At 34.5% G+C, this 11,563-nt stretch carries 14 protein-coding genes and 4 tRNA genes; 1 reads left to right on the forward strand and 17 read right to left on the reverse strand.

Annotation, left to right across the window (positions count from 1 at the left end; genetic code table 11):
• Positions 1–91: 91 nt before the first annotated feature.
• From rplJ to ACNC7R_RS17340, 15 genes are all read right to left on the reverse strand, one after another.
• Positions 92–595 (reverse strand): 50S ribosomal protein L10, encoded by a 504-nt coding sequence (gene rplJ / locus ACNC7R_RS17270; RefSeq protein ID WP_417942274.1) that lies wholly within the window; start codon positions 593–595, stop codon positions 92–94.
• 22 nt (positions 596–617) lie between these two features.
• Positions 618–1,307 (reverse strand): 50S ribosomal protein L1, encoded by a 690-nt coding sequence (gene rplA / locus ACNC7R_RS17275; RefSeq protein WP_025572415.1) that lies wholly within the window; start codon positions 1,305–1,307, stop codon positions 618–620.
• Positions 1,308–1,320: 13 nt separating this feature from the next.
• The gene (gene rplK / locus ACNC7R_RS17280; protein WP_025572417.1) at positions 1,321–1,758 is read right to left on the reverse strand and encodes a 50S ribosomal protein L11; all 438 of its coding nucleotides are present in this window, start codon (positions 1,756–1,758) and stop codon (positions 1,321–1,323) included.
• A 66-nt stretch (positions 1,759–1,824) separates the two neighbouring features.
• On the reverse strand, positions 1,825–2,376 hold the full coding sequence (nusG, locus tag ACNC7R_RS17285) for a transcription termination/antitermination protein NusG (RefSeq protein ID WP_012024012.1): 552 nt from the start codon (positions 2,374–2,376) through the stop codon (positions 1,825–1,827).
• 10 nt (positions 2,377–2,386) lie between these two features.
• Positions 2,387–2,584: a preprotein translocase subunit SecE gene (gene secE / locus ACNC7R_RS17290; protein WP_008466927.1), complete on the reverse strand. Its 198-nt coding sequence runs from the start codon at positions 2,582–2,584 to the stop codon at positions 2,387–2,389.
• Between the two features lie 18 nt (positions 2,585–2,602).
• Positions 2,603–2,673: transfer RNA gene (locus ACNC7R_RS17295), tRNA-Trp, on the reverse strand.
• Positions 2,674–2,735: 62 nt separating this feature from the next.
• Entirely contained in the window at positions 2,736–3,923 is a 1,188-nt protein-coding gene (gene tuf, locus ACNC7R_RS17300) for an elongation factor Tu (RefSeq protein ID WP_417942275.1), read from the reverse strand.
• 55 nt (positions 3,924–3,978) lie between these two features.
• A tRNA-Thr gene (locus ACNC7R_RS17305) sits at positions 3,979–4,050 on the reverse strand.
• Between the two features lie 81 nt (positions 4,051–4,131).
• Positions 4,132–4,212, reverse strand: a tRNA-Tyr gene (locus ACNC7R_RS17310).
• A 59-nt stretch (positions 4,213–4,271) separates the two neighbouring features.
• Positions 4,272–4,345 (reverse strand) — tRNA-Thr (locus ACNC7R_RS17315).
• Between the two features lie 91 nt (positions 4,346–4,436).
• Positions 4,437–4,739 carry a ribosome hibernation-promoting factor, HPF/YfiA family gene (gene hpf, locus ACNC7R_RS17320; RefSeq protein WP_417943191.1) on the reverse strand — a complete coding sequence of 101 codons (303 nt, stop codon included), beginning with the start codon at positions 4,737–4,739 and terminating at the stop codon, positions 4,437–4,439.
• Between the two features lie 34 nt (positions 4,740–4,773).
• Positions 4,774–5,667, reverse strand: a complete 894-nt coding sequence (locus ACNC7R_RS17325; protein ID WP_417942276.1) for a tyrosine-type recombinase/integrase — start codon at positions 5,665–5,667, stop codon at positions 4,774–4,776.
• 116 nt (positions 5,668–5,783) lie between these two features.
• Complete coding sequence (rpsU, locus tag ACNC7R_RS17330; protein ID WP_025571153.1) at positions 5,784–5,978, reverse strand: 30S ribosomal protein S21; 195 nt, start codon at positions 5,976–5,978, stop codon at positions 5,784–5,786.
• 136 nt (positions 5,979–6,114) lie between these two features.
• Positions 6,115–7,257, reverse strand: coding sequence for an acyl-CoA dehydrogenase family protein (locus ACNC7R_RS17335; RefSeq protein ID WP_417942277.1), 1,143 nt, complete (start codon positions 7,255–7,257; stop codon positions 6,115–6,117).
• Positions 7,258–7,269: 12 nt separating this feature from the next.
• The gene (locus ACNC7R_RS17340) at positions 7,270–8,157 is read right to left on the reverse strand and encodes a ComEA family DNA-binding protein (RefSeq protein ID WP_417942278.1); all 888 of its coding nucleotides are present in this window, start codon (positions 8,155–8,157) and stop codon (positions 7,270–7,272) included.
• A gap of 248 nt (positions 8,158–8,405) precedes the next feature.
• On the opposite strand from ACNC7R_RS17340, the gene ACNC7R_RS17345 reads away from it, so the two are divergent.
• A complete protein-coding gene (locus ACNC7R_RS17345; RefSeq protein ID WP_417942279.1) occupies positions 8,406–9,854 on the forward strand; it encodes an amino acid permease in 1,449 nt (482 codons plus the stop codon).
• 75 nt (positions 9,855–9,929) lie between these two features.
• Here ACNC7R_RS17345 and ACNC7R_RS17350 read toward each other — a convergent pair whose 3' ends face one another.
• Both ACNC7R_RS17350 and ACNC7R_RS17355 read right to left on the reverse strand, forming a co-directional pair.
• Positions 9,930–10,157: a PspC family transcriptional regulator gene (locus ACNC7R_RS17350; protein ID WP_025571258.1), complete on the reverse strand. Its 228-nt coding sequence runs from the start codon at positions 10,155–10,157 to the stop codon at positions 9,930–9,932.
• Between the two features lie 59 nt (positions 10,158–10,216).
• Positions 10,217–11,488, reverse strand: a complete 1,272-nt coding sequence (locus ACNC7R_RS17355) for a DUF2851 family protein (RefSeq protein WP_417942280.1) — start codon at positions 11,486–11,488, stop codon at positions 10,217–10,219.
• Between the last annotated feature and the right edge of the window lie 75 nt (positions 11,489–11,563).

Genomic DNA, 11,563 nt, shown 5'->3' on the forward strand with positions numbered 1-11,563 from the left:
TTCTATCGTTTAAAATGATTTGTAAAATTATATTTTGTTTATTGTGCGCTAATTAAGCAACAGAGCAACTAAATTCTCTCTGTTTCGATTATTATGCTTCAGTTTCTTCTTCGCTACCAGCAAATTTGTTTTGTAAAGCAGAAATAATTCTTTGAGCTGGAGATTGTAATAATCCAATAAGTTCTCCAAGTAACTCTTCTTTAGATTTAATTGTAGCTAATGTATCTAATTGATTATCTCCAATGTACACCTCAGAATTGATGTAAGCTCCTTTTAAAAGTGGCTTATCCGATTTTTTACGGAAATCTTTGATAATTTTTCCAGGTGCGTTAGCAACATCAGAAATAAATATAGCACTATTACCTGTTAATACCGTAGGTAAATCACCATAGTCATTAGCAGAAGCTTCCATTGCTTTTGCAAGCAAAGTGTTCTTCACAACTTCTAATTTGATGCCTGCTTTAAAACAAGCTCTACGCAAGTTTGAAGTTGTCTCTGCGTTTAAACCAGAAATATCAGAAATGTAAATGATATTTGTACCAGCTAACTGCGCAGTTAAATTTTCAATCGCGATTGATTTTTCTTCTCTAGTCATACTAAAAATTTTTAACTACCAATTATACTGCTTTTGGGTCTAATGCAATAGCAGGACTCATAGTGCTTGTAAGGTGGATACCTTTAATGTATGTACCTTTAGCAGCAGTTGGTTTAAGTTTTATTAATGTTTGAATAATTTCGTGTGCGTTGTCAACAATTTGCTCTGCTCCAAAAGAAACTTTACCAATTCCTGCGTGAACGATACCTGTTTTATCAACTTTGAAGTCAATTTTACCAGCTTTAACCTCTTGAACAGCTTTTGCAACATCCATAGTTACAGTACCTGTTTTAGGGTTTGGCATTAAACCTCTAGGTCCTAAAATACGACCTAATGGACCTAATTTACCCATAACAGCCGGCATAGTGATGATAACATCAACATCTGTCCAACCATCTTTAATTTTTTGCAGGTAATCGTCAAGACCAACGTGATCTGCACCAGCTTCTCTTGCCTCAGCCTCTTTATCTGGAGTAACCAATGCTAATACTTTAACATCTTTTCCTGTTCCGTGAGGTAAAGTAACTACACCTCTTACCATTTGATTCGCTTTTCTTGGATCTACACCCAAACGAACTGCGATATCAACAGACTCATCAAATTTTGCAGAAGCAACCACTTTAATTAATGCCGCAGCATCTTTTAAAGAGTACAATTTGTTCTTTTCAATTTTTGAAGCAGCCTCTTTTTGCTTTTTTGTCAATTTTGCCATTTCTTTCTCTTAATTAAAAAGGAGCTTCTCCTGATACAGTTATACCCATAGATCTAGCAGTTCCGGCAATCATACTCATTGCTGATTCGATTGTGAATGCATTTAAATCTACCATTTTATCTTCAGCGATTGCTTTGATAACATCCCAAGTAACGCTAGCTACTTTTTTACGATTTGGTTCACCTGATCCAGACTTTAGCTTTGCTGCTTCCATTAACTGTACTGCAGCTGGAGGAGTCTTAACAACAAAATCAAATGATTTGTCTTTGTACACAGTGATTTGCACTGGACAAATTTTGCCAGGTTTATCCTGAGTTCTAGCATTAAACTGCTTACAAAACTCCATGATATTAACCCCAGCAGCTCCTAAAGCAGGTCCAACCGGTGGCGACGGGTTCGCAGCACCTCCCTTAACTTGTAGTTTAACTACCTTACTAATTTCTTTAGCCATTTTTTAAAAATTTAACACCATAATCATTTGGAAGCGATTACAGTGGATATTATAGATGTAACAAAATTATACTTTTTCAACCTGCATAAAACTTAGTTCTAACGGTGTTTTTCTTCCGAAAATCTTAACCATTACCTCAAGTTTACGCTTTTCTTCATTGATTTTTTCTACCGTACCATTGAACCCATTAAAAGGACCATCAATTACTTTTACAGTTTCACCTAAGCTAAATGGAATCGATCTTGTATCTGTATTTACAGCAAGCTCATCCACCTTACCTAACATACGATTTACTTCAGATAATCTCAAAGGAACAGGTTCTCCTCCTTTAATTTCCCCCAAGAAACCAATAACACTAGTGATAGACTTAATAATATGAGGTATTTCACCAACCAAGTTAGCTTCAATCATTACATATCCAGGAAAATATACCTTATCCTTAGACATCTTTTTCCCCTCTTTCACAGTAACCACTTTTTCAGTAGGCACTAAAACCTGGGAAACATAATCTTCCATCCCTAATCTGGCAATCTCAGTTTCAATGTAAGCTTTTACCTTATTTTCCTGGCCACTTACAGCTCTAACTACATACCATTTCTTCACATTATTATCTGCCATCACAAAAAAATTATCCTTTTAACCAGTTAAAAAATCCAGCCAAAGCTTTTGCAAAAAATTCGTCTACACCCCAAGTTGCCAAAGCGAACAGAATCGAAAATACAGCCACAACAATTGTCAATTTCTGAACCTCAGCCCAAGCAGGCCAAGTAACATTTGACTTCAACTCTTCGAAAGCCTCTGATAAATAATTCGTAACTTTTGTCATTTGATATATTTTTTATTGCACGGGCGGAGGGATTCGAACCCCCATCAACGGTTTTGGAGACCGCTATTCTACCCTTGAACTACGCCCGTAATTAAAGCCAGTTGTTTCATCAAGAAAAGCAACTGGCTTTTGTTTTTAATATTTATAGAAATTATTCTACGATTTCAGTAACCTGACCAGCACCTACTGTTCTACCACCTTCACGGATAGCAAAACGTAAACCTACGTTCATTGCGATTGGGCTTAATAAAGCAACCTCAATTGTCAAGTTATCACCTGGCATTACCATCTCTACACCTGCTGGTAAAGAAATAACTCCTGTTACGTCAGTTGTACGTACGTAGAACTGTGGACGGTAGTTATTGTGGAATGGAGTGTGACGTCCACCTTCTTCTTTTTTCAAGATATAAACCTCAGCTTTGAATTTAGCGTGTGGCTTTACTGAACCCGGCTTAATAATAACCATACCTCTTTTGATGTCTGACTTATCAATACCTCTTAACAATAAACCTACGTTATCTCCAGCTTCACCTCTATCAAGGATTTTACGGAACATCTCAACTCCTGTAATAGTAGAAGTTAATTTTTCAGCTCCCATACCAATGATTTCAACAGGATCTCCAGTGTTAGCAACTCCAGTTTCGATACGACCTGTAGCAACAGTTCCACGACCTGTAATTGTAAATACGTCCTCAACTGGCATCAAGAATGGTTTAGCAACGTCACGTACCGGCTCTTCGATCCAGTTATCAACAGCTTCCATTAATTCGATAATTTTAGGTACCCAGTTTGGATCATTGTTTAATCCTCCTAAAGCAGAACCTTGAACTACAGGACCATTATCTCCATCATACTCATAGAAAGATAACAAATCTCTAATTTCCATTTCAACAAGCTCTAATAACTCAGCATCATCAACCATATCCACTTTGTTCATGAAAACAACGATTCTTGGAATACCAACCTGACGTCCTAAAAGAATATGCTCACGAGTTTGTGGCATTGGACCATCTGTAGCAGCAACTACTAAGATAGCTCCGTCCATTTGAGCAGCTCCAGTAACCATGTTCTTTACGTAATCCGCGTGACCTGGACAGTCAACGTGAGCATAGTGACGGTTAGCTGTTTCATACTCTACGTGAGACGTATTGATAGTAATACCTCTTTCTTTCTCCTCTGGAGCGTTATCGATTTGATCAAACGATTTTGCTTGACAGTAACCAGCATCTGACAATACTTTTGTAATTGCAGCAGTTAATGTAGTTTTTCCGTGATCCACGTGTCCAATTGTACCTATGTTTAAGTGCGGTTTGGAACGATTAAAATTCTCCTTTGCCATTTTACTTAATTTTTAATCTTAGTTATATATTAATTTTCAATTTCCTACTTACTTGAGCCAATGTCGGGATTTGAACCCGAGACCTCTTCCTTACCAAGGAAGCACTCTACCCCTGAGCTACACCGGCAGAACACTTGATTTAAAAACTTCAATTCAGCATTTTGTTTAATTACAATCAAAACCTGAAAAACCATCTAAAATTTATTTGTGGGGAGAGCAGGATTCGAACCTGCGAAGTTCTCACAGCAGATTTACAGTCTGCCCTCGTTGGCCGCTTGAGTATCTCCCCTAATTTTTAAATCTCATTATTTTAAAGAACCTATCCCAAATCCTATTTGAAATATATTGAGCCGATAGAGGGACTCGAACCCACGACCTGCTGATTACAAATCAGCTGCTCTAGCCAGCTGAGCTACATCGGCGAATACAATAAAAAAGTCCGCTATTTCTAACGGACTGCAAATGTAGCTATTTTATCTTTGTATCAAAACATTTTTCGAAAAAAAATTTCAATTATACATGAGCTCTTATCTTTTCTTTCCTTTTTACCAGTAAACGCTCTAATGATTCCGCCGAAAGTTCAACCGCTTCTTCAAAAGTCTTACATTGCTTTTTTACCAAAAATTCATCTCCAGGAACATTAATCTTGATCTCGACAACTTTATTCTCTTTATCACTTGTTCTCTCAACCTTCAAAAAAACATCTGCCGAGACAACCCGATCGTAATATTTTTCCAACTTATCCATTCTTTCCTGAATAAAATCTACCAACTTTCTGTCAACAGTGAAGTTAACGGCATGAACATCTACCTTCATAATACTAATTTTAGGATTAAACATTTCAGAACCATTATTTACTTCTCGGATGTGCGCCAGCATATACTTTTTTAAGTTCCGCCAAACTATTATGAGTATAAACCTGCGTAGACGCCAAACTAGAATGCCCTAATAATTCTTTAACTGAATTTAAATCTGCTCCGTTGTTCAATAAATGAGTCGCAAATGTATGCCGAAGCACATGAGGACTCTTTTTTACCTTTTCAGAGACCCTACTAAAGTAAGAATTTATTAAACGATACACAAAAGATTCGCTCAATTTTAACCCTTTTTTAGAAATAAAAAAATAATCATCATCTACTATTTGCTCAACAGCAGAACGCTCAAGCACATACATTTTAAACTGTTCAGCAATGATTGGCAAAACCGGAATAATACGTTCTTTATTTCTTTTCCCTAAAACTTTAACCACATTTGAAGATAAATCTACATTAACCATCATTAAATGTATTAATTCAGCCCTTCGCATTCCAGTTGTATAAAAAAGATCCACAATTAACTTATCTCTTACTTCTTCAAAACCAACCGGAGTCCCAAATTCCTGCATCAAATCAGTTAACTCTTTTTCAGAAAAAGGAATCTGAACAATTTTACGAGTCTTTAGTGCCTTATGCTTCAGCATTGGACTAATTTCTATTTGTTTTGTTTTTAAAAGAAACTTATAAAAAGACTTCAAAGAAGCCATCTTTCTATTAACAGACACATTCGAAACCCCTTCATCAACCAAAGAAACAATCCAGCTCCTTATCTGACTGTAATTCACTCCCTCAATACTATCCTGATCAAAATGAGCTTTATTAAACTCCTCAAAAAATGAAATATCATTCAAATAAGCCTTAACAGTATGTGCCGAATATTTTTTCTCCAGCTGAAGATAATCACGAAACGCATCTTTATTTGACTTCATAAAAAGACATCTTTTCAAACCATTATACATCTTAAAAAATTAAGCATAAAAAAACCGTTAGCATCAAAGTTAAATTATTTTGATGACTAACGGTAATTATTTTACAAAAGCTATTACTAACTCTCTAAACTATCTTTCAAGTTTTGGATGTAAGCCGCTTTTTGAATTTGAGCTCTTTTGATAACAGAAGGCTTAATAAAAGCAGTACGTGCTCTTAGCTGACGAACAGTTCCTGTTTTATCAAATTTTCTTTTATAGCGCTTTAATGCTCTATCGATATTTTCTCCGTCTTTAATTGGTATAATTAACATAATATAGACACCTCCTTTCGTTAAGGCTGCAAAAGTATGTATTAATTCTGAATTACAGGTTATAAATATGAATTATTTTAAAAAGAAAAGAACTCAGATAAAACAACAGATTTTTATCCACAAATAAATTCATTGTTTATTCTTTCAACAAATTTCTGGAAATAACTAATTTTTGAATCTCAGTCGTACCTTCGCCAATAGTACACAACTTAGAATCCCTGTAAAACTTCTCTACCGGAAAATCTTTTGTATAACCATAACCTCCGTGAATCTGAACTGCCTCATTTGCAATTTTCACGCAAGCCTCTGATGCATACATTTTTGCCATTGCCCCTAATTTCGTAACAGGCTTATGTTCTTGCTTTAAGAAAGCCGCTTTGTGCAACAACAATTCAGAAGCTTCAATTTCAGTTGCCATATCTGCCAATTTGAATGAAATTGCCTGAAAATTACTAATTGGCTGTCCAAATTGATGCCTTTCCTTAGAATATTTAAGTGCAGCTTCATACGCTCCCTTTGCAATTCCGAGTGATAAAGCTCCAATAGAAATTCTGCCTCCATCTAATATCTGCATAGCCTGAACGAAGCCCTGACCTACTTGACCCAATCTATTTGCATCTGGCACAAGGCAGTTATCAAAAATCAGTTCAGCTGTTTCGCTGGCACGCATCCCTAATTTATTTTCTTTCTTTCCTGAAGTAAATCCCGGCATGCCTTTTTCAAACACAAAAGCTGTCATTCCTTTTGAGTCACCTTTTTCTCCCGTACGAACCACTACAACAGCAATATCTCCTGAAATTGCATGAGTTATAAAGTTTTTTGCACCGTTTACAATCCAAAAATCACCATCTTTAACAGCAGTTGTATTCATACCTCCTGCATCAGAACCCGTATTGTGTTCAGTCAATGCCCAAGCCCCAATATGTTCTGCTGTTGCAAGTTTTGGCAGCCATTTTTTCTTTTGCTCTTCATTTCCGAAAGTCAGAATATGATTCGTACATAATGAATTATGTGCCGCTACTGACAATCCTATTGAAGGATCAACTTTTGAAATTTCTTCGACTATTGTTACATATTCATGATATCCTAAACCAGACCCTCCGTATTCTTCAGGAACCAAAACCCCCATAAACCCCATTTCACCTAATTTCTTAAACAACGGAATTGGAAAAACTTGGGCTTCATCCCATTCCATTATATAAGGTCTTATGTTTTTTTCGGCAAAATCTTTTATAGACTGCGCAATCATAGATTGCGTCTCATTATAATCAAAATTCATTTGTAACCTGTTTTAGAACTCCAAATATAAACTAATTATATTTGCTTTTTCAACAGGAAAGCCTTTAATATTTATCAAATCCTCAATATTTTTAATATTTCCGTTCATGCTTCTAAAGGTTACAATCTGCTTTGCCAACGTATATTTAAAATATGGAAATTTAGACAATTCCTTTAAGGATGCATCATTTATGGGGATTTTTTTTATTCTTGGGAAAGATGAAACCTCAAAATATTTTTTCAATTCGAGTATAACTTCCGGAGAAAGTCCCCAGACATCATTTATCTGTTCCATTGAAACAAAAGCTTCCAGACTTTCTTTTTGCTTTAAAATTCGGAGTGACAATCCTTCACCAATTCCCTTAATTTTCATTAAATCATCCTGACTTGCCTGATTAATATCCAAAACAATTAGCTTTTCTTTTTTAGAGAATGTTTGTGATACAGGTTCTTTACTGGAATATATGAAAGTCTTTTTATTCTGCACCCAATCCGGAAATTTAAAATAAGGCGAAATAGCATCTAATAAAGAATCTGAAACTTTGGTTACTTTCTGAAATTCTTCAGCAGAACTAATATATTTATTTTCTTTTCTAAAGGCAAACAGCCTGTCAATTTCATCTATTGACATTCCGAGTTTATATCCTTTATAATCTGAAATAAAATTGGGATTAAAAGGATAAATTTTAGGTTCATAACCTTTCTTGATTATTTTTAAGGAGTCAATTTCAGATTGTAAAGCCAGCCAATTCTGTTCTTCAGGATTTGCTTTCTCAGGCTTGCTAAAATCAGAGAAAAAATAAAATAGCTGTAAAACAACAATCAAAATAAACAGACAAAAAATCCCTTTGCGTTGTTGGCTTGTATATTTTAAATAAAGTGCAATATTTTTAAAATTCATTTTTCAGGTGTTTAACGAATAATCGGATACTAATTTATAAGAAAAATACCTTAATTTTATTATTTCAAATAAAAATATTTAAAAAAATAATTTACTAATAAAGTAAAGCAATGAGGAATACTCAGAACTTTTTTTATCATTTCTAACTAAAAATTAAATATTTTATAACTTAAAAGTCCTTAATTGTTTTTATTTTTTATAAAAAACAATACATTTGGAACTTAATAACAATAAACCCATATTTTAATATGTCAATTTGGAAAACTAAACCTCTTTCGGTACTGCTTGGTGAAGCATCCGAATCTGAAAAAGGATTAAAAAGGACCTTATCTTCACGTTCGCTTGTTGCACTTGGAGTTGGAGCAATTATTGGGGCAGGACTATTTTCTCTAACAGGAATTGCAGCTGCAGACCATGCTGGTCCGGCTGTTACTTTATCATTTGTTTTAGCTGCAATAGGATGCGCATTTGCAGGGTTGTGTTATGCTGAATTCGCTTCAATGATTCCTGTTGCTGGTAGTGCCTACACTTATTCTTATGCTACTATGGGAGAGTTTATGGCCTGGATAATTGGGTGGGATTTGGTTTTAGAGTACGCTTTGGGAGCAGCAACTGTAGGAGTAAGCTGGTCCAGATACCTGCTTGAACTACTCGCAAAATTTAATATCCACCTTCCTCCCGATTTAATCTGTTCTCCCTGGGAAACTCTGACATTAAGTGATGGTACAGTGGTAGAAGGAGGAATAGTTAATTTACCTGCAATTTTCATTGTTTCATTACTTTCTTTATTGTTAATTAAAGGAACAAAAGAATCAGCCTCAATAAATAATATATTAGTTGTGGTAAAAGTCGCAGTGGTTGTTATATTTATAGTGTTAGGATGGAAATTCATAGACACAACTAATTACACTCCTTACATTCCTGAAAACACCGGCGTTTTTGGAAAATTTGGATGGTCTGGAATTGCCGCAGGTGCCGGCACCGTTTTCTTTGCTTTTATTGGATTTGATGCCGTTTCAACTGCAGCACAAGAGGCTAAAGACCCTCAAAAAGGAATGCCGATTGGTATTTTAGGTTCACTAATAATCTGCACATTGTTGTATGTACTATTCTCTCATGTGATGACCGGACTTGTGCCTTACTATAAATTTGCTGGTGATGCGAAACCTGCAGCTACTGCTTTTGCTGTAACTGGATATGACTTTTTGCAGACTGGTTTAATTATCGCTATTTTAGCAGGATATACTTCCGTAATGCTGGTAATGCTAATGGGGCAAAGCCGTGTATTTTACACCATGAGTAAAGACGGTTTACTGCCTCCATTCTTTAGCGAAATTCATGCAAAATTCCGTACTCCATGGAAAACAAATCTTTTCTTTTTAGTATTCGTTAGTTTATTTGCAGGCCTTGTTCCTGTTAGTGATTTAGGTCATATGGTAAGCATTGGAACCTTATTAGCCTTTGTTTTAGTTTGTATTGGCGTCATGGTTATGCGTAAAAAAATGCCGGATGCGCCCAGAGCTTTCAGAACTCCGTGGGTTCCATTTGTCCCTATAACCGGTATTGTTATCTGTTTTGCCTTAATGTATTCATTGCCAAACGAAAGCTGGGCAAGGCTTGTAATATGGATGGCATTAGGAATTCTTATTTACTTTATATACGGTAAGAAAAACAGTAAATTGAATAATCCTGAATAAAGAATTATCCAAATAGAAAAAAGGATTATAAAGTTTCGCTTTATAATCCTTTTTTTATGACATAAATTTGATAGTTTACAAATCAAACACCGACGTTCTTTTTGCCCTAATTAAATCTTTCAGCTTAATCCAGAATGCAAGGGTAAGATAAACTCCAAAACCCAAACCAGCGGTAACAAATGAAATATAAATAAAAAAGAGACGAACATTTGTAACACGCATTCCAAGTTTATCTGCTAATCTGGAAGATACGTGAAAACCATATTTTTCGAAAAAGAATTTCAGTTTTAAAATCAGTGACATCATTTGAAGTAATAAGTTATGCAAAAATACAACATTTTACAATTGCCATATTTCTTATTCTAATTGCTTTTTAATAATTCCATACCAACAGCACATTTCATACAACCGTTAACATCACAATATTGACTTTTTAGCTGTATTAAAGATTGTGTTTCAAAGGCATTTTGAGAAGTGATGCCAAATGAATTAAATTTTTCGATGATGGAATTTTTCTCAGGAGATATGCTATCCAAAATAGATATTAAATCTTCTGCTACTGATTCATTTATTGTTTTAGAATAGGCAAACTGCAAAGGAACAATGGTGTTTATGACCAATAAATCTATAAATGAGTTAGACAATGATTTTGTTCTTTTTGGACTTTCTTTATCAAATTGATAGTGATTTTTCCAGTACAAACTGGTTGAGACATCAAATAATTTATAAATACTATCTATAGATTTTAACTCTATTATTTTAGAGAACAAGTTTTGGTACTGATGGTATAAAGCAGCTAACTGCGAAAGTCGAATTGTAGGAAAATTATCCGGCCTGTGCTTAAAAAACTGAACTGGCTCTACATAGACTTTTTCGATTTGATATTTGTGCAAGAGATAAAAATACCTGAATTTCAAATCCTTAAAATAAACATCTTCTTTATCTACATCTAGCAAACCAGTTGTACCAAAAAATAAAGCTTCTAGGTTTTCAAGTTCAAAACTTTCTTTTCGGATAATGGAAAACGGAATTGCTTTTGCTAACTGCAGAAATGCATTTCCATTTGTATTCAAGCCAAAATTCTTCGCTAATAAACAAAACAAGACTGCTTCCCAATCCTGATTTTTTTCTTCAAGCAAATCATAAATAACTTGTGATTTTCTTTCCAGACGTTCAAAGAATAAGCGTTCCTGCCAGTTTTTAAAAACAAATCCTGGTATATTGGCAATTTGTTTTTCACAATAAATCCATGATTTTGGAGCTTTTAGTTTATTGTAATTTAAAATAGTTTCCTGAGATACGTAATCTTTTAAAACTAATACCGGAATTTCTGCATTATTTCGTCTGTAAATATCAGCATCATATTCCCAGACCACATGCAATATTACATTTTCATAAGCTTTGTCTTTTTCATGAAGATGCAAATACCAGTCTGAAGCTTTTAAATGTATTTCAACATTTCCTGCCCATTTTTGATCTCCTATTTTTATTTGGGCATTAAAGAAATCAGGTCCTGCGAGTTCTAAGTAATTCCCTGTATTGATAATTGTAACTTCTTCCTCGTTTACCGTTTTTAAATTCAGGGTGTCAAATTTTTTAAACCTCCAAAGATAATGAAGAAAATCTTCTTTCATTTTATTCGACTTTAATATTGTTTACAACGCTTTAAAAATACAAAAAAATAGTATTAATATTACAATTAAAAAACT

Origin of the sequence: Flavobacterium adiutor (assembly GCF_048282555.1) — a bacterium.
In the GTDB taxonomy this organism is placed as follows: domain Bacteria; phylum Bacteroidota; class Bacteroidia; order Flavobacteriales; family Flavobacteriaceae; genus Flavobacterium.